The sequence below is a fragment of the Pedobacter changchengzhani genome (assembly GCF_004354365.1).
Lineage (GTDB): Bacteria > Bacteroidota > Bacteroidia > Sphingobacteriales > Sphingobacteriaceae > Pedobacter > Pedobacter changchengzhani.
In genome coordinates, this window is the sequence record NZ_SJCY01000002.1 from 450,380 (window position 1) to 470,566 (window position 20,187).

The following is a 20,187-nucleotide window of genomic DNA, read 5'->3' on the forward strand; positions in this document are numbered from 1 at the left end:
TAACATTTAGATTACATTTTAATTACATAATGGCGTTGATTAACAGTACTATCTAAAAATGGTATATATTTTATCAATAGCGTAATGTTAATTGTTTATTTAAAGCAAAAAGTTAACTACTTCTGTAAAGATGCTTAAAAATTGGTGAAAAGATTGTGGCAAATTGTCTTTTTAGCTTAGCTTTAAACATTCTAATTTATTTGTTAGCATAATATAGACATAGAGTTAACACTTTTGTTTTATTTGTTAACATAGTGGATAATCTTAATTATTTTGATGATGAGAAATGTAGATTTTTTGGTAATAGGTTCAGGTATAGCGGGTTTAAGTTTTGCACTTAAGGCAGCAAAGTTTGGTAAAGTTTTAATTGTTACAAAATCTAATGAAGACGAATCTAACACTAAATATGCCCAAGGTGGTGTTGCAGTTGTTGTGGATAAGGGTGATTCTTTTGAAAAACATATTGATGATACTTTGATTGCTGGAGATGGTTTATGTGATAAAAAAATTGTTGAGATAGTGGTTAAAGAAGGGCCACAGCGCATACAAGAGATAATTGACTATGGTATAAATTTCGATAAAGACAATGCCGGTTTTTACGATTTAGCTAAAGAAGGCGGACATTCTGAGCACCGGGTTTTGCACTATAAGGACATCACTGGTTATGAAATAGAACGTGTTTTGTTAAAGGAAATTCACGAAAATCCTAACATAGAGATATTAACACACTACTTTGCGTTAGAGTTAATTACCCAGCATCATCTTGGTGAGTTTGTTGATAAACGTACTAAAGATATTAACTGTTATGGTGTATATGCCTTTAATACAGAGCGTAACGATGTGGAAAAGATTTTGGCTAAGGTAACGGTTATGGCCGCTGGTGGTGCCGGTCATGTATATTCTGCTACTACAAATCCTGTTATTGCAACTGGTGATGGCATGGCAATGGTTTACCGCGCAAAAGGAAAAGTTAGAAATATGGAGTTTATTCAGTTTCATCCAACGGCTTTATACCATCCTGGAGAGTATCCATCGTTTCTAATTTCTGAAGCAGTTAGGGGTTTTGGTGGTGTACTGCGGCGTAAAAATGGAGAAGAATTTATGCAAGAATATGACGAGAGGAGATCGTTGGCACCTAGAGATATTGTGGCTCGTGCGGTGGATAATGAGATGAAAAAATCTGGAGATGATTTTGTGTATTTAGATATTACCATGCGTAAGAAGGCCGATATTTTAAAGCATTTTCCGAATATTTACGCTAAATGTTTATCTATCGGGTTGGATATGACCAAAGATTATATTCCTGTTACACCAGCATCACATTATATGTGTGGCGGTGTTTTGGTTGATGAATATGGACGATCATCAATAAAAAATTTGTATGCTTGTGGCGAATGTTCATCAACAGGTTTACATGGTGCTAACCGTTTGGCTTCCAATTCATTATTAGAAGCGACAGTTTTTGCACATAGAATTTTTCAGGATGCTATGGAGAATTTTAAAGACAATGTAATTCCGGAGCATATTCCAGAGTGGGATTCGCATGGTGTAATGCAGACCGATGAAGATGTTTTAGTTACGCACAATTTAAGAGAGTTACAAAAAGTAATGGGCGATTATGTTGGTATTGTGCGTTCTGATTTTAGGTTGGAAAGGGCCTATCGACGGTTATTTCTAATTTATCAAGAAACTGAAGAATTTTATAAGAAAAATCAAGTTTCGGTAAAGCTTTGCGAATTAAGAAATGTAATCCAAACTGCTTATTTGGTTATAAAATCGGCCATGCAACGTAAAGAAAGTAGGGGACTACATTATACTACTGATTACCCAAATCATTCAAAAGAGTTGTCAGACACGGTGCTTTAACCCCTAAATCCCCTGAAGGGGACTTTGCCTGTCTGTCGTAAAAATCACTTTTTAATCGGTAGTTTTCTAAATACTAACTATTATATACTAACTATTAAAGGATGCCATTAATACTTCCAGTTAAAGATAAATACCCAGTAATTGGGAAAGATAATTTTATTGCAGAGAATGCTACAATCGTTGGTGATGTGACTATTGGTAACAACTGCTCGGTTTGGTTTAATGCGGTAATTAGAGGCGATGTAAATGCAATTACCATTGGCAGTGAAACCAATATTCAAGATGGTGCCGTAATTCATGCTACTTACTTAAAAGCAAGTACACACATCGGTAATCGGGTATCAGTTGGGCATAACGCAATTGTACATGGTTGCGTGGTTAAAGATAACGTGCTTATTGGAATGGGTGCAATTGTGATGGACGATGCAGTGGTGGAGGAGTTTTGTATTATAGCCGCCGGATCGGTTATTTTAGAGCGGACGATTTGTGAATCGGGATATTTGTATGCTGGCACACCTGCTAAAAAAATAAAGCCCATTACAGATGAGCAAAGGGCTTTATTGGTTCGTTTACCAGATAATTACATCATGTATTCGAGCTGGTTTGAATAATTTATATTAATTGTTTGATCTTCTTGGCGGTTGCGACATTCGATCTGGTGCATTTCTCAATCCATTAGGAGGATTTCCTATTGTATTTGGTGCGTTATTATTGTTATTATTGTTATTATTGATGTTGTTGGGTTGTGTTCGTGGAGTAGTTGGCTTTGGTTGAACAGGAAGTGGGGTTAACGGAATTATTAATTTATCTTCCCTCTCCCAATTTGCTTTTAAATCTACATCTGCTGGTAAATACCAAATCTTTTCTGGCTGAAGACCCAAAGCAACATTTCCAGTATCCCAAATTTTGTTTTTATTTTCATCGTAAATAACCCTAATAGCATATTTTCCTGCCGGATAATTGACATACTTTATGGGTGTATTTTTTGTGATAGCTGTCGATTTTAAAACTTCTTTCTTCTCATTCATCAATTCAACAATATAACTTTTTGTAGTATCTGGTACCTCAGCATTCATGGTAATGGTACCAAAATTATCTGTCGATTCTAATTTTAAAACGATGGTAAAGTCTTTATTTTTTGCATCAAATATTGTAGTAAATGTGCCCTCACCAAATTTAATGTTATAATCCTTTTTCTGTTTCCAGGGATATTTTAAGTAATATTTTAGAAAATTTACGCTGTCCTTTATCATTTCGAAGTTTGTTCGTCTTACAGAGTCTTCTAGTAATATTACTTTTGATGGGTCAACTGCAGTAATTGGAAGAGGTAATGATAATGTAAGTGTTTTATAAGGACTAAGCTTACCACTTGTTAAATTATCTGTTATGGTGATTACACGCTTGTAAGTGTCTTTTTTTTCTCTACTGAAACTAGTCGTTTGTAAAATTTTACCTTGATCTAAAACGTTAACTTTAATAGAATCAAAACTTAAATCATCTAAATAAACGTGCGCAGAATCGTTATTTTTTGAGAACGATACTTTCTTATTTTCATCTAAGTTTTTAAAATCGGATATGGTAATACTAGGATTTTTTAGTTGCTGATTAAAAGTTAACAATATTGATCCATCATCCAGCAATTTTTTATCTTTAATTCTAAACTCAGGGGCTAACTCCTTAAAAATTTCTAAGTTGATATTATCCACGCTTTTTTCCAATACCAATGGTTTTTTTATAAATCCAATTTCATCGCTTAGTTGTTGATAGATTTTATCACCGCCATTTACTTCTTTCAGCGCATATATTTTATATTTTCCTTTTCGCAAGTTGTTTATTTGATAGTGGCCAGCACTATCTGTAAGGGTATAAATCGAAGCCCTTTTTTTACCAAATAGTGAATCCCTTTCTAATGGTAAGATAAATACAGTAATATCTTTCTCATACTCGCCTGTTGATGAATTGCTAACATTACCAGATATACTAAGCGAATCTAACTCTGGTCCGGTGGAAAATACGTAACTGAGATTTTTTACAATATTTCCTTCATTTACATCTATAATGGCTTTACCAAAATTCATGGTATAAGTTGTGTTTTTTTCGAGCGAATCTTGAATCGTTATCTCTAACTTTTTTTGACGTACTTTTAAAACCGGTGGTTTTTCTTGGTCAGGTGAAATTGTAAATTCTTTAAACTCGTTCGACAGTTTAAAATATTCATCAAATTCTATTAAAATCTTTTTGGCCTTAAAGTTAACACTCAAATTTTTTGGTGTCATACTAATTATTTTAGGTGCAGTTGTGTCTCTTGGCCCGCCTTGGGGACTTTGGATACTTGCACAGCCTAAACTGCATAATATAATGCAAATTGATACATAATTTATGTATCTGAAATAGTATGATTTAAAATTTGCCATGTTTTAAGCGTTTTAACGCATTGTTATATTTTTTGGATTACGGATATTTAATTTTTTTTTTAATACAATACAAAGCATCTCTTTTTTTTTGTTTAGTTTGAAGCTAAAATATTGATAATCAGCTACTTATTAATATAAACCATTAAAACAGATATATCCGATGGTGAAACGCCTGAAATGCGAGAAGCTTGACCTAAAGTACGTGGTTTAATTTTAAATAGTTTTTCTCTTGCCTCTTTTGAAATGGAAACAATTTTGTTGTAATCAAAATCTGGGTTAATTTCTTTGTCTTCCATCTTCAACATTTTAGCAACAATTTCATTTTCCTTTTCGAAGTAGCTTTCATATTTTATTTTAATCTCAGCTTGTTCTATTGTTTCGTTATCTAAATCTTTTGTAGCGGCGGCAAGCGGTAGGCTCACTTTTATTAAATCCTGTAAGCCAACATGTGGTCGTGCAATTAAACTATTAATTTTTACATTTTGATTTAGTGCACTCGAACCCAAGCTTTCTAACATTGGGTTTGCATCTGCCATTTCTATACCTTGGCTTTTTGTAAATTTAACTAAAGCGTCTGACGCAGTGATTTTTTTATTTACTTTTTCTAAACGCTCATCGCTTATCAAGCCCAATTGGTGGCCAATAGGAGAGAGACGAATATCTGCATTATCTTGTCTTAATAATAGGCGGTGCTCTGCTCGCGATGTAAACATTCTATAAGGCTCATCGGTACCCTTGGTAACTAAATCGTCAATTAACACACCGATATAACTATCCGATCTTTTCATAATGAGTTCATGCTTCTCGTTAATTTTTTGGTGGGCATTTATACCAGCCATGAAACCTTGGCATGCGGCTTCTTCATAACCTGTGGTACCGTTAATCTGTCCGGCTAGAAAAAGATTACTAATATTTTTTGTTTCTAAAGTTAGCGACAATTGGGTAGGCGGAAAAAAGTCATACTCAATTGCATAACCCGGTCTAAACATTTTTGCTTGTTCAAATCCTGGAATTAATCTCAACGCTTTTAACTGAATATCTTCTGGCAATGAAGTTGAAAAACCGTTAACATAAATTTCGCACGTGTTCCAACCTTCAGGTTCTACAAATATTTGATGTCTATCTCGTTCTGCAAATCTGTTAATTTTATCTTCAATTGATGGGCAATAACGTGGGCCTAAACCTTTAATTCTACCGGTAAACATTGGCGATTTTTCAAAACCTTCTTTCAAAGTTTCGTGTACTTCGCTATTTGTATAGGTAATCCAGCAACATCTTTTATCTGTCGAAACTTCAGTATCGGTATAAGAAAACTTACCAGGATTTTCATCTCCCCACTGTTCTTCCATTTTAGAATAATCCAAACTTCGGCCATCAACACGGGGAGGGGTGCCAGTTTTCATCCGTCCAGATTCCATACCAAGTTCAACAAGTTGTTCTGTAATTCCTGTTGATGCTCGTTCTGCAGTCCTGCCTCCGCCAAACTTTTTCTCGCCAATATGCATTACGCCGTTTAAAAATGTGCCGTTAGTCAGTACTACAGCCTTGCTTTCTATTTCAATACCGAATGCTGTTTTAACGCCATAAACCACATTGTCTTTTACTAGTAAACCCACAACACTATCTTGCCACATATCAACGTTTGGCGTTCTTTCCAAAGCCAGTCGCCATTCTTCAGCGAAACGCATTCTGTCTATTTGTGCCCGAGGGCTCCACATCGCAGGGCCTTTAGATAGATTGAGCATTCTAAACTGAATAGTGGATTTATCAGATATAATACCTGAGTAGCCACCCATTGCATCTACTTCCCGCACAATTTGGCCTTTAGCTACGCCACCCATTGCAGGGTTACAGCTCATTTGGGCGATGGTGCCCATGTTCATTGTAATTAGTAAAACAGATGATCCTAAGTTGGCGGCGGCTGCTGCGGCTTCACAGCCTGCGTGTCCTGCACCAACAACAATCAAATCGTATTTTGAAAACATTTTGTTATTTTAGTTTAATGTTCCACGTGGAACATCTTGTTTTTTATTAAAATATGAAGCTATAATTTTATCAATGTTTCACGTGAAACATTGATTTAGTTCTAAAATTTTGAATAACACAGGGACAATACGCTAGAGTTTATCTTATGTTCCACGTGAAACATATTTATGTTGTCATTGCGAGGCACGAAGCAATCTTTCTAGTTAAGCAGTTCTTCGCACCAGATATTCGATTACTCCGAAAGTTCTAACCACCGCATCGTGTGTTCATCCAGTATCACTTTCAATTTCTCAATCTCCAATGAAATTTCTTGAATCTTTACATAGTCTGAAGTGTCTATTTTAGTTATTGCAGAGGATAGTTCTGTAATCTTTGCTTCGGTTTGCTCCATTAATTGTTCACTATCGTCCAACTCTTTTTGTTCTTTAAAACTGAGTTTTTTAGTTGCTTTTATCGGCGTTGTCTCAGCTGTTTGAGTAGGCGCTTTTTTAGTTTCAACTTTAGTTTTGGGTTGGTCTAAACTTAAACGATACTCAGAATAGTTTCCATTGTAAATTTTAACAACGCCTTCACCCTCCATAATAAATAGCTGATCGCTCATTTTATCCAACAAATATCTGTCGTGAGAAACCAACATTAGGACGCCAGGAAAGTTTTCTAAAAACTCTTCTAATACATTTAAAGTGTCAATATCTAAATCGTTTGTAGGCTCATCCAAGATCAGAAAATTTGGATTTTGCATTAAAACCTTCATTAAATTTAAACGCTTCTTTTCTCCACCACTTAATTTTTCTACCATGCCATGTTGTTTCTTTGGCGGAAACAAAAATAAGGTAAGTAGGGCAGAAGCGGTAATTACAGAACCATCTGCCATTTTAATATATTCGGCATCTGATTTTACAATATCAATAACGCGCTCTTTTGGATCGAAGGTTAAACCACCTTGCTTGTAATAACCAAAAACTGTGGTATCTCCTGTGTCAACCTTTCCACCGTCAGGTTTTAATTGACTAGTAATAATATTTAATAGTGTAGATTTTCCTGTTCCATTCTTACCGGCTAAACCAATCCTATCACCCTTTTTGAAAGTATAACTGAAATCACTTATAATCGGACGGTTGTCAAAACTTTGTTTTACATGTTCAATCTCAATAATCTTTCCACCTTGGCGAGACATCTTCATTTGAAGCGTAACACTTTGATTGTCAGCCTTTTTCTTCGATTTTTCTTCTAAATCGTAAAAAGCTGTGATTCTTGCATTAGATTTAGTTCCACGAGCTTGTGGCATGCGTCTCATCCACTCTAATTCTTTCTTTAATAGCTGTTGGTTCTTATGTAAAACCGTGGCATCGAGCGCATCTCTTTCCGATTTCTTTTCTAAATAGTAAGCATAATTTCCATTGTAGTTAAAAATCTTACCTCGATCTAATTCCACGATCGTATTACAGACGTTATCTAAAAAGTATCTATCGTGCGTAACTAAAAGAATGGTTTTTTGCCCGGTAGTTAACAGTTTTTCTAACCATTCAATGGTATCGATATCCAAATGGTTGGTTGGCTCATCTAAAACCAAAATCTCAGGGTCTTCAATTAAAAGTTTAGCTAGTGCCAAACGTTTCTTTTGTCCACCCGAAAGGGTATCTATTTTTTGCTGAAGATGAGTAATGCCCATTCTGTTTAAAATGGTTTTAATTTCGTGCTCATATTCCCAAGCATTGTGCTCGCTTAATTCTTCATATAAACGATTAAGGGCTTTTTCATCAGGATTGGGGTCTTCAATCAACTCTTCATATTCCTTGATGAGCTGTTGTTGCTTATTCTCTAAAGAAAAAATAAAATCGCTAATAGAATAACCATCGTTGAATGTGGGTTCTTGATCTAAAAATCCGATTTTAACGGCTTTGTTTTTTACTATTTTACCTTCTAGTGGTGGAAATTTTTCGGCGAGTAATTTTAATAAGGTACTCTTGCCCGCGCCATTAATACCCACCAACGCAACGCGCTGTCCGGAGTTAATACCTAAGGTTAAATTTTTAAATAGCCATTCATCATGGTAACCATGACCCAATCCTTCTGCCGCAATTAATGTGCTCAATTTATGTGTATTTCAGATTTATAAAAGAAAATTATCGCAAAAGTAAGTATAAATTATTGTGGAAGTGAATATCACTAAATTAAAGGCAATGATATGGAGAGGAATAGGACATTATATTGATTTAAATCGGTTACCATAGCGCGTTAAGTGGAAACAATAAAGCAACATGAAGACTCGCTCTTATGTTGCTTTGTTATTATTATTAACTAAACTAAAACTGGGTTTTAAATTCAATTATAAGATGAATTCGATTGGAAAATGTTACAGCAACTAAGCTATTTCTTTTAATAACGCTAAATATTCGTCTTCTTTAGCTGTCATTAGCGTTTTTGCTGCTTTTCCCTTATCCTTATAGCCTAATAAATGTAATACGCCATGTATTATAATGCGACAAACTTCGTCAAAATTGTTGGTTTTAAACGTTTGCGCATTTTCTTTAACCCGTTCAATACTGATGAAAATGTCACTTACGATAAGTTTTTCAACCTCAGAGTTATCAAAAGTGATAATGTCGGTATAGGTATCGTGATTTAGGTATTGTTGGTTAATGCCCAGTAAATACTCATCGCTACAGAAAATAAAATTAAGCTCACCAAGTTTAAAGCCTTCTTTTTCGATTGCCATTTTAAGCCATTTTTTTACTTTTAGCTTTTGAGGTAAATTGTATTTAACCGATTCGGTAAAGAAAGAAATTGCTGGCATGTCGATATGATTTATGCCTGCAAACTTATGAAATAAATTTAGTGGTTATTTGGTAAGACGACAAAAAATAGATTCCTCCTAAGGCGGAATGGCAGATCTAGATTGGATAATAGTAGGTTTTGCCATCTAGTGCATAGCGAAGGATCTTTGTTAGTGGGTTATTTGGCTAAAAGGATTTCTACTCCAAAGGAATCCATTTAGAACGAAGTCGGATCCGATAGTTATCGGATGACAAGTTTTGATGCAGTAATGATGGTCGTTTTAATTAAAACCTCGGGTGCTCTGTGAAAATCTCTGTTATCTCTGTGGTTATAAACGTAGCCAAAATAGATTTCTCCGAAGTTGGAATGACAGACCTCGATGGAGGAATGACAGATCTAAAAAAGGTCGGCTTATTTCTGCAAATTCAACCCCTTCAAATACTCAGCTATTTTATTTTTATAATAATAATTTAAGTTGGGCGGTAATTTTTGTAAAATATCATTCCCATTTTGAAACTGCTTCTTATAAGCATCAATCATTTTTTTATACGATGGCGGAAATTCTGTTGCGGCTTTACTTTCTCTCTTAGCATCTTCATCTTGCTCGCGTTCTGCTTTTTCGGCTTCTAATAATTTGGTCAATAAGTCTTTCTGGCGGTTCATGGTTTCTTGTTGCAATTTCTTGTTCACCAAATCACTTTCCGTTTGCTTCATCTCTTTAATGGCCTCATTTAAATTACCCATTTTTCCCGAGCCGTCTTTATTGTCTTCACGGTTAATTTTTTCTAAAGCCTGGCGGATCATTTGCTGTTGCTGTGCCATTTTACCAAACGCTTTGCTCATTTCAGCTTTGCCAACCGTACCTTGATTTTGTCCTGGTTTTTGCATTTGCTCCTTAGCTTTTTGCATATTTTTGTTTAGTTGCTCTTGCATTTGCGAAAGCTCTTTCATGCCCTGCTTTTTCTTGCCTTTGCCCCCTTTCGCATTTTTTTGTGCGTTTTGCAATTGATTCAATGCCTCGCTTAACATCAACGTTAAGTTGTTTATCGATGTCATGGTAACTTGTTGGTACCGGTTGGCTTCGGCTGTTCTCCTATCGCTCAACTTTTCCAAACTCTTGTCCAAATTGAAGTTGATTTTATTCATCTCCTCATTCACGGTAGATTCTATTTGTGGCACTCTTTTGCTTAACGAATATAAGCTATCGGCAATAGTTTTTAAGTTATCTTTAATTGTACGCTGTTTTTGTACGCTTGTGGTGTAGGCCGGATCAACCGAATTCATTTTTTTTAGCGCGAGCATTACCTTTTCCTGCTCAAAAGAAGTGTTTAGTAAGTTTTCTAATAAACGGCGAAGTTCTTTGGCATTTATGTTATTCTCCGTTTCCTCGCCTTGCTGTTGCGATTCTCTCATTTTTTTAGAAACTTTGCTCATTTCCTCACTTGCGCTTTGCTGTTTATCGCTAGCTTTCTGCGAATCGTTTTTATCTAAAGCATCTTTAGCATCTTGTTGGTCTTTCTGAATCTCTTTTGTTTCTTTTTCAGGGTTTTCGAAAGAGTTGGGGCGATCAAGAGATTGATTTTTTTCGTCTAATTTTTTTAAATCTTCTTTTAAATCGTTCATTTCTTTAGTTAGCGCATCTTGCTTTTCTTTAAGGGATTTACTATCATTTTGCTTGTTTTTCGATTGTTCGGCGAGCTCTTTTTGTTTTTTGGCAAGTTCATCTAATCTATCAATGTTATTTTGCAGGTTTTGATCAAACTCCAACTGCTTATACAACTCCAAAATTCTATCCAATTCGTTTTTAAGCGTTTTATTATCCAACTGCATTTTCGAAAGCTCGTCTTGCGTTTGGTCTTTATTTCGCTCATTCATTAATTGCTGTAACTTTTCTAAAAGTTGTTTCGTTTTTTCATCAAGCACATTATCGAAAAGTTCTTTAATTTGCTTTTGTTTTTCTAACAATTCTTCAGGTTGTTCTTGATTTTCTTGTTGCTGTTCGCTATTTTTTTCGTTAAGTGCTTTTATATCTTTTACCGCTTCTTCTAATTGCTTTTGCTTATCCAACAATTCTTCAATCTGCTTTTTATCTTCAAAAGAAATCTGCTTTTTGTCGATTAAATTTTCAGCAACCTTTTTGCTATCTTTTTCAATATTTGATGCCAATTTTATAGCCGATTGTATTTTTTGTTTCAGTACTTGATTATTAGCATTTATTTGATCAGCACTTTCTTTCTTACTGGCTTGTTTAAATGTTTTTATAGTCGAGCGCGTAATTTTTGATCCATTAACGCCATCATTATCGGCCACTTCAAAATAATATTCAATTTCTTGACCAGGTTTTATATCTACGGTTTTTAAATTCCAGAAATAGAAGAAAGAATTAGCGGTTAATTTGCTATTAATAGAAATATTTTTGGCTATAGTGGAAATTATTTTGTTGTTCTCTTTAATGTTGTATTTGAAACTCAATCTACTAAAACCATAATCATCGGTTATTTGCCCAGTAAAATAGAGCGCTTTGGTGCTGATGGAGTCTGGTTTCTCTTCAATAGCAATACCCGGAGGTTGATCTTTAATAACTGTGATTTGATGTGTTAAAGAATCTTTTACTAAAATGTATTGGTTTTTAGGCGTAATGCTATATTTCGCATTGTTTTTTATTAGCGTACTAAACGAAGATTCATCATTTTCTACATTTAACAAGTGTGAAATGTTGTTGAGTACGAAAATGAGCGCATTACTTTTTGCTGTTTTTAAATTCCAAGTTACCTTTGTGCCTTCGGGGATTAACATATCGCCAGCATTAGCGATGGTTTCTGCTTTTTTGCCTAAATAAGAGGGATAAATCAGTGAAACTGTGGCGCTCAATAACTCCGGGCGAGGTTTAACATTTATAGTAAACACAGAAGAACTAAAACCGCCACCTTTAAAAATCAGTTTTTTATCACCCTGTATATTTTTTAAAGTATAATTAAATTGGCTGATATTCAATTTTTCCAGTTTGTAAGTATTCTTGCCATCTTCCACATAAACTTCGGCCGGAAATTCATTACCCAATAGTTTGAGGTTTATAGTAAAATCATCACCCTGTGTAATGGTTAAGTTTTTATTTAAAAGCGAGAAGTTAAACGGCGCTTGTGGTGCAATGTATTCATCATATTTGATAAAACTTTTTGTACCTTCTTTTAAAATTGCTGGTGCAATTAGCGCAACCAATAATATTATTGTTAAAGGGATGAGGAGGTATTTTAAATATTTGCGGTTGTCTTTTATGCTAACAGCATTGTAAAAAGGGAACGGTTTTAAATCTAAAATTTTTTGATCGATGCTGGCTAAAATTAACTGATTGTGTTCTGAATTGCTTTTTGCTAAATGATGTAACTGTAAAGTATTTAGCAACTTATCTTTAATATTAGCAAAATGATTTCCGATAATTATGGAAGCCTCTTCGTAAGAAAGATGCTTGGATAATTTGGTAAGCGCGAGTATAGGCCGTAAAAGAAAAACCGCGAAAGCTGTTAAAGATATGGCTACAAAGAAATAAAAAGTAATGGTTTTGAATGTAGCAGACGGATTGAAATAGAAGAAACTTAAAAAAATACTAGTATAAAGCGCTAATAATAAAGTAGATACATAAATTGCTCCGCGCAATATTTTATTTAAATAAAATTTACGGATGAACTCATTTATTTTTTCGAGTAATTCTTTATAATTATCGCTCGCCATAGCTGTAAAAATAAAGATATATAAGTTTAATTTAAAAAGGGTAATTTGTAAAATTCAATTGTATGATAAAAGGTGTTTTTTTAAATGAATGCGCAACTTAAATGTAATTAAAGATTTTGCTTGCCATGATATGTAATATTTTAAATGTTTAAATGGAATAACAACAAAGTCATCGCGCATCGTGGTGCATGGAAACTACACAAAGTCCCTCAAAACTCAATTGCCGCACTTAAACAAGCGATAAAATTAGGTTGCTATGGTTCTGAGTTTGATGTATGGATGACCGAAGATGGCATTTTGGTGGTAAACCACGATCCTGATTTTTTAGGTGTGGACATCGAAACTTCTAGCTATGCTCAGGTTTTAGCAAAATCGCATCCTAACGGAGAAAAAATTGCCACTTTAGAAAGTTACTTGTTAGAAGGAATGAAACAGTTTAGTACAAAACTGATTTTAGAAATTAAACCCTCTCAAATAAATGCAGCACGCACTTTAGCAGTAGCTGAAAGATGTGTTGAGTTGGTGGTTAAACTTGGTGCTTCGGCATGGGTAGAATTTATTAGCTTTGATTATGAGGTTTGCAAAATGTTGATTAAACTGTTAACCAACGCTAATGTGGCTTACCTAAACGGCGATGTTTCTGCAGTAAAACTGAAACAAGATAAAATTACCGGGGCCGATTATAATTTAGAAATTTTTAAAAAAGACCCAAAATTTAATGTAGAGGCACATAAATTAGGGCTAACCACAAACGTGTGGACGGTAGATAAACTGAGCGATATTCGATTTTTTTTAAACGAGAATGTAGATTTCATAACCACAAACGAACCAGAGTTGGTGCTAAAAGAAAGCAAAAAGCGGTTAAATCATTTAGATTAACCGCTTTTTGTTAAATAATGTCTGTATATAATTAAATGCCTCCAAATTGAGGTTTTATCATTGTTTTTCGCACATCGCTAGCGTTAACGATTGGAGCGATATCTCTGGCTTGTCCGGCATGCAGTCTTTTGGTTTTTTCTACCAAAAAGATAAAGTCCCGAAATTTCGGGATTAAAACGCCCAAATACTATTTTTAAATAACTCGAATTATCTTACTGAAGAGCTATTTATTTTACTTTAATAAATAGATTACACCATAAATTAAAGCTGCCAGTGTTGCCGATACCGGGATGGTTAAAACCCAAGCCCATATCAGGCTAATGGTAACGCCCCAACGCACCGCCGAAACACTTTTAACTAAGCCCACACCAACAATAGAACCTGTAATGGTATGCGTTGTAGAAACTGGAATACCAAAATGTTCGGTTATGCCCAATGTTACCGCACCTGCAGATTCTGCCGCCACACCTTCTAAAGCATTTACTTTGGTAATTTTGGTGCCCATTGTTTTAACAATTTTCCAGCCACCACTCATGGTTCCTAATGATATTGCCGAGTAACAGGCAATAGGAACCCAAGCCGGCATGGCTTCGAAATTTGGAATAACTTTAGATGCGATTAAAGCCGTAGCGATAATACCCATTACTTTTTGTGCATCGTTACCGCCATGGAAAAAACTTAGCGCTGCTGATGATAGCAATTGCAAACGTTTAAACCATTTCTCGGCAGTTGCGGGCTTTGCGTTTTTGCAAATATTAATAATAATTAATGTTATGATTACAGAAATAACCATCCCAATTACAGGCGCTAAAACAATAAAAGCAACGATTTTTATTACGTAGCCCATATTTACAGCATCTAAAGCACTTGCGCCAGTAATCATTGCATGTGTCATTCCTGCGCCAGCAAAACCACCAATTAACGTATGCGATGAACTTGACGGAATGCCGTACCACCAGGTAAACAAATTCCATATAATGGCCGCAATAAGACCTGCTAAAATTACTTCTAACGTAATGTAGTTTTCAATTACAGTTTTTGCAACCGTATTGGCCACTTTATGATCTGTAAAGTAAAAATATGCAGCAAAGTTAAAAAGAGCTGCCCACAAAACAGCCTGAAAAGGCGTGAGCACTTTTGTTGATACTACCGTTGCAATTGAGTTTGCGGCATCGTGAAAGCCGTTTATATAATCAAAAACAATTGCCAGTATAATTACAACAATTAGTAATGTACTTACCATTTTTTGTTTTATTAAGCGTTTTTAACCAAAATAGTTTCAAGCACATTCGCAACATCTTCGCATTTGTCGGTTGCTTTTTCTATGGTTTGTAAAACTTCTTTATGTTTAATTAATTCAATCGCATTGGTTTCATACTCAAATAATCGCGCAACAGCCAAAGTGAATACATAATCGGCTTGGTTTTCGCCACTGTTTATTCGAATACATGCATCAGCAATTACACGGATATTTTTGAAACTGCGTAATTCTTTAATTGCTTTATCAATATCGATACACATTTCTACCAATAATTCTGCTATTTTAACAACAGGCTCGCTAATGGTGTCCATATTGTACATCTGCATTTTATTGGCTGTACTATAAATATAATCGGCAACGTCATCCACTGCAGATGCGAGTTGATGTATATCTTCCCGATCAAACGGTGTAATAAAAGTTTTGCTCAATTCTAAGAAAATCGAATGGGTTATATCATCGCCCACGTGCTCAAGGCGTTCAATTTCTTTAAAAATTACTTTTCTTTTTTCTACGTCGGCCGTACTTACCATTTCTAATAAAGTATTGGCAATTTTTAAAGCATTGCTTCCGGCCTGCTCAAACAAAGGATGAAACTTTTTATCCTGTGGGGTAAAGAACTTAAAAACGTTGTTCATGTTTTATATTATAAGATGTTGCAAAGCTACACGCCCAATGTTAACTTAATGTTAACTTATAAATTATTATTAGATATTATTTTGCCCAATGGTGGTACCTTAAACTTATAATCGTTTGTTTTACAGTTTTCTGACTTTCAATGGCTTAAGAGAATCGTTTTATTTTTTTTTGAAAACTGAAGGTAATATGCTTTTCGGTAACATCGGCCCCGCTTTCCTTACTGCCGAAATTTACGATAAATATCTTAACGGCATTCATCCAATCGGGTTTAAAAACTTAAGGTTGTGCTTAAAACGTAGGTTGTGTTTACCCAAAAGAAGCCAAGTTTTTAAAACTTGACTTTTTTCTCAACGTATTCTTTAATATCGTAACGGTTAATAAAACCATTACCCTGCTTTTTGGAGGGTAAAAGCGAAGGTTGTGCCTATTCCAGGCGTACTTCGTACAGATATTGTTTGTTCGTGGGCTTCTAAAATATGCTTCACAATGGCCAAACCTAAGCCTGTTCCGCCAACTTCGCGGGCACGGTGACTATCAATACGGTAGAACCGTTCAAAAAGTCTAGGCAGGTGTTTTTCTTCAATTCCTATCCCACTATCGGTCACTTCAATTAGAAACTGATCATGCAATTCGAAAATTTTAATTGCAGTATCTCCATTTTCGACACTATATTTTATGCTGTTTACGATTAAATTAATCATCACTTGCCTAATTTTCTCTCTATCTGCAAAAACCATAGTCGGTGCAGTATATTTATCCTTAAAAAATAATTTATTGCTTTTTATTTGTGCGCTATCTTCTAAGCTTTCCATCACATCTTTAGCCAAAACAACAAAATCAAATTTTTGATAGTTTATTGGCGATTCGCCAGATTCTAGTTTAGAAATAGCATCTAAATCATTAATTAAATAACTTAAACGCTCTACATTTTTACCTGCTTTTTTCAAAAAAATCAGCGCTTGGTCTGGGTCGTCTATTAAACAATCTTGTAAAGTTTCTATATAACCTTGAATGGCAAACAAAGGTGTTTTAAACTCGTGCGATACATTTGACAGAAATTCCTTTCTAAATTGTTCTTGTTTTTTTAAAAGGTCTATTTCTTTTTTCTTAGCGCCGGCCCATTCCATTACTTCATGTTCTACATCGTTAATCGGGTCCGGACTAACATATTCGCCTAGTGCATCTTTTAAATCTTTACCCAGTTTTAAATTATGGATGAGCTTGTAAATAAGCTTAATTTTTGTATAAATGTATTTCTCTATTAAATAATAGAAAACCAAAAAACTGCTCAGAAATGAAACGCCAAAAGATATAGCTAAAAAATACCAGCTGTGTTGGAAGTAAAAATTTACCATTCCGATAGAAAGCGCCACAGCCAAAGCGGTAAATAAAACAAGCACACTTAATTTCATGTTGCAATTTAAGGGTTTTATGTTAACTGAGTGTTAAGCTTCGTAGACTGATGGAATTAAATTTGGCATTATCGTCATGCTCAGCTCGACTGGGCATCCTAATGCTTTAGCAGGAAGCTATTTCGTAGCCTTTCCATAGCATTACGATTCCCGTTTTCACGGGAATGACGGTTTCGCAAAATATTATTCTGCGAATGAAATTCCAAAATTGATTATGAGACAGCCTCTTTGCAATAATTTAGCGATTTAATTTAAGCGGTCAGCTCATTATCTAAATGTTCGGTAACTTTCGATATAATATTATCTATTGTGTTACTCAAAACGGTTATATACGAGCCTTTTTGCGCATTCTTTATCGCTTCTTCTAAACAATCGCTACCTTTATTGTTTATGATTATTTCTTTATTGGGATCTACCTCGTGGATTCCCTTAATCAATAAATCAATTAATTCTTGCTGCGTTCTGCCACGAAGATATTTTTCTTGGCAAATGTAAATCTTATCAAACATTTGCGCTGCAATACGTGCAGTTTCAATAATGTCATCATCTCTCCTATCGCCAGTGCCAGAAATTATACCAACCTGCTCCGTAGCGTCTAAACTTTGCAAATAAGCTTTTACACCGTTAAATCCATCAGGATTGTGCGCAAAATCTACCAGGATTTTAAAATCTTTAAATTTAAAAATATTCATTCTTCCGGGCGTGTGCGCTGCAGATGGGATAAAAGTTTCTAATGCCAATTTTATATCCTCTGGTTTATAGCCCCACAAATAGGTAGCTAAAGTTGCTGCCAAAACATTCTGAATCATAAAGTTTACCGCACCGCCAAAAGTTAATGGCACTTGGGTAACTTTATCAACACGCAGTTTCCAATCGCCTGTTTTAATCGTGATAAAGCCGTTTTCGTAAATGGCTGCAATTCCGCCCTTTTTGCAATGTTCTTTAATGATAGGATTATTCTCATCCATACTAAAATAAGCAACATTACACCTTGCTTCTCTTCCTATTTTTACGCAATAGCCGTTGTCAGCATTTAAAACTGCCCAGCCTTTTCGTCTTACGGCACCAATAACTACCGCTTTTACCCTAGTTAAATCATCTAAATTGTGAATATCAGATATACCCAAATGATCTTCCTGAATGTTGGTTATTACACCAATATCGCAGGCGTTAAATCCCAATCCCGATCGTAAAATACCGCCACGTGCAGTTTCTAATACAGCAAATTCAACCGTTGGGTCTTTTAAAAGGAATTCTGCACTAATCGGGCCCGTTGTATCGCCCTGCATTAACATGGTGTTGTGCACGTAAATACCATCCGATGTGGTAAAACCTACACGCTTACCATTACTGCGAATAATATGTGCAATTAAACGAGTGGTGGTTGTTTTTCCATTCGTTCCGGTTACTGCAATAATCGGTATTTGCGATAATTTTCCTTGTGGATAAAGCATATCAATAACCGGAGCGGCAACATTACGAGGCAATCCGCCACTTGGCGCCAAGTGCATTCTAAAACCCGGGGCGGCATTAACTTCTAAAACTACGCCACCATTTTCTCTCAATGGTTGGGTTAAGTTAACGGCCATAATGTCTATACCGCAAATATCTAAGCCTATTACCCGCGAAATTCTTTCACAAATAAAAATGTTTTGTGGGTGAACGAGGTCAGTTACATCTAACGATGTGCCACCTGTACTTAAATTTGCGGTCGATTTTAAATATACAACCTCTCCTTTTTGTGGAATTGTTGCTAGTGTATATTCTTTTTTAGCAAGCAAATCCAAAGTATCTCTATCTACAGCAATTTCGGTTAAAACATTTTCGTGTCCATAACCTCGTCTTGGGTCTTCATTTTCTGTATCAATCAACTCCTGTATGGTGTGAATGCCATTGCCAAGTACATGCGCAGGATCTCTTTGTGCCGCTGCAACAACTTTATGGTCGATAACCAATACTCTAAAATCAAAACCTGTAATAAATTTTTCAATGATAACCCTGCGCGAATAGGTTTTGGCATAATCGAAAGCGGCTTTGGCATCTTCCATCGTTTTCACATTGATGGTTGCACCCTTGCCGTGATTTCCATCCAAAGGTTTAAATACCAATGGAAAGCCTACTTTATTAACTGAATTTTCCAACTCCTTGGGATCAGAAATTGTAACGCCAGAAGCTACAGGAATCGCCGCTTCAGTTAGCAATCGCTTAGTTTCTTCTTTATTACTGGCAATATCTACCGCAATACTGCTTGTTTTTTCGGTCATGGTGGCCCTAAAACGGACTTGGTTTTTACCATAACCCAATTGTACCAACGAGCTTTTATTTAATCTTATCCATGGGATATTTCGAGAAACGGCTTCTTCTACAATCGACCCCGTACTTGGACCGAGTGCTTCTAGCTCTCTAATCTCTCTCATTCTCCGAATGTCGTGTTCAAGATCATATTCCTCGCCATTAATTAGTGCTTCGGCAATTTTAACTGATGCTTCGGCTGCATAAACGCCAACCTTTTCTTCTAAATAACTAAATACAACATTGTAAATGCCATCTGTTTTGGTTTGTCGGGTTCTACCAAAACCTGTTTCCATACCAGCCAAAGTTTGTATTTCTAAAGCGATATGTTCAATAACATGGCCCATCCAAGTGCCTTCTTTTACCCTCGAAAAAAATCCACCTTCAACTCCTTTAGAACAACGGTGCGTAAACATGCTCGGAATAAGTTTCTCAAGTCGTTCTCCAAAACCATCAATTAGATTGGTTGGCCTTTGCTCAAGTTCCTCTAAATCCAAACGCATTTGGATTAATTTTTTGCGACTGATAGACCAAATATTTGGTCCTCTTAAAATTTGGATGTTGGATATTTTCATGTGTATAGTTTCGGTTGATTTAAATAATAATTATGCGGTAGCATTGCTATTAAAGCGCTATTTAGGCTAATAAATTAAGATTGTAAATTATAAATTTATTTCGAAATTTAATGATGCAATTAATTTTATCAGCAAATATTTATTAATAACACAAAAATCGTGTAATTGATTGGTAATCCGCATAATTATTTGATCATAAACTGCCATCCGAAATGTATTAAGGTGTATTACAAAATTGAGGCGCAAAAAAATATTCGTTGGGGCGTTTCAACTGCTTCAATTATCCGATGATTGTTAGCTAATGTGGATAAATTGGAGAATATTCACAAATAAAGTCGTGTTTTTTAGTATATCGTGAT

At 35.2% G+C, this 20,187-nt stretch carries 12 protein-coding genes; 3 read left to right on the forward strand and 9 right to left on the reverse strand.

Going from position 1 to position 20,187, the window contains the following annotated elements:
• Nucleotides 1-279 precede the first annotated feature (279 nt).
• Both nadB and EZJ43_RS04770 read left to right on the forward strand, forming a co-directional pair.
• On the forward strand, nucleotides 280-1,866 hold the full coding sequence (gene nadB, locus EZJ43_RS04765) for an L-aspartate oxidase (RefSeq protein WP_133261606.1): 1,587 nt from the start codon (nucleotides 280-282) through the stop codon (nucleotides 1,864-1,866).
• Between the two features lie 101 nt (nucleotides 1,867-1,967).
• Nucleotides 1,968-2,477: a gamma carbonic anhydrase family protein gene (locus tag EZJ43_RS04770; RefSeq protein WP_133261525.1), complete on the forward strand. Its 510-nt coding sequence runs from the start codon at nucleotides 1,968-1,970 to the stop codon at nucleotides 2,475-2,477.
• Nucleotides 2,478-2,483: 6 nt separating this feature from the next.
• On the opposite strand, the gene EZJ43_RS04775 is transcribed toward EZJ43_RS04770, so the two are convergent.
• The 5 genes from EZJ43_RS04775 to EZJ43_RS04795 all read right to left on the reverse strand — a co-directional run bounded on the left by EZJ43_RS04775 (nucleotide 2,484) and on the right by EZJ43_RS04795 (nucleotide 12,773).
• On the reverse strand, nucleotides 2,484-4,280 hold the full coding sequence (locus tag EZJ43_RS04775; RefSeq protein ID WP_133261526.1) for an Ig-like domain-containing protein: 1,797 nt from the start codon (nucleotides 4,278-4,280) through the stop codon (nucleotides 2,484-2,486).
• Between the two features lie 122 nt (nucleotides 4,281-4,402).
• Nucleotides 4,403-6,265, reverse strand: coding sequence for a tRNA uridine-5-carboxymethylaminomethyl(34) synthesis enzyme MnmG (gene mnmG, locus EZJ43_RS04780; RefSeq protein WP_133261527.1), 1,863 nt, complete (start codon nucleotides 6,263-6,265; stop codon nucleotides 4,403-4,405).
• 233 nt (nucleotides 6,266-6,498) lie between these two features.
• A complete protein-coding gene (locus EZJ43_RS04785) occupies nucleotides 6,499-8,361 on the reverse strand; it encodes an ABC-F family ATP-binding cassette domain-containing protein (protein ID WP_133261528.1) in 1,863 nt (620 codons plus the stop codon).
• Nucleotides 8,362-8,631: 270 nt separating this feature from the next.
• Nucleotides 8,632-9,063, reverse strand: a complete 432-nt coding sequence (gene ybeY, locus EZJ43_RS04790) for an rRNA maturation RNase YbeY (RefSeq protein ID WP_133261529.1) — start codon at nucleotides 9,061-9,063, stop codon at nucleotides 8,632-8,634.
• A gap of 392 nt (nucleotides 9,064-9,455) precedes the next feature.
• Nucleotides 9,456-12,773 carry a DUF4175 family protein gene (locus tag EZJ43_RS04795; RefSeq protein ID WP_133261530.1) on the reverse strand — a complete coding sequence of 1,106 codons (3,318 nt, stop codon included), beginning with the start codon at nucleotides 12,771-12,773 and terminating at the stop codon, nucleotides 9,456-9,458.
• A gap of 144 nt (nucleotides 12,774-12,917) precedes the next feature.
• Between EZJ43_RS04795 and EZJ43_RS04800 the strand changes: the two genes are divergently transcribed.
• Entirely contained in the window at nucleotides 12,918-13,652 is a 735-nt protein-coding gene (locus tag EZJ43_RS04800; RefSeq protein WP_133261531.1) for a glycerophosphodiester phosphodiesterase, read from the forward strand.
• A gap of 232 nt (nucleotides 13,653-13,884) precedes the next feature.
• On the opposite strand, the gene EZJ43_RS04805 is transcribed toward EZJ43_RS04800, so the two are convergent.
• From EZJ43_RS04805 to cphA, 4 genes are all read right to left on the reverse strand, one after another.
• A complete protein-coding gene (locus tag EZJ43_RS04805; RefSeq protein ID WP_133261532.1) occupies nucleotides 13,885-14,895 on the reverse strand; it encodes an inorganic phosphate transporter in 1,011 nt (336 codons plus the stop codon).
• A gap of 11 nt (nucleotides 14,896-14,906) precedes the next feature.
• Nucleotides 14,907-15,548 carry a DUF47 domain-containing protein gene (locus EZJ43_RS04810; RefSeq protein ID WP_133261533.1) on the reverse strand — a complete coding sequence of 214 codons (642 nt, stop codon included), beginning with the start codon at nucleotides 15,546-15,548 and terminating at the stop codon, nucleotides 14,907-14,909.
• Between the two features lie 387 nt (nucleotides 15,549-15,935).
• Complete coding sequence (locus tag EZJ43_RS04815) at nucleotides 15,936-16,961, reverse strand: sensor histidine kinase (protein ID WP_133261534.1); 1,026 nt, start codon at nucleotides 16,959-16,961, stop codon at nucleotides 15,936-15,938.
• Nucleotides 16,962-17,212: 251 nt separating this feature from the next.
• Entirely contained in the window at nucleotides 17,213-19,828 is a 2,616-nt protein-coding gene (gene cphA / locus EZJ43_RS04820; protein WP_133261535.1) for a cyanophycin synthetase, read from the reverse strand.
• Nucleotides 19,829-20,187: the final 359 nt, after the last annotated feature.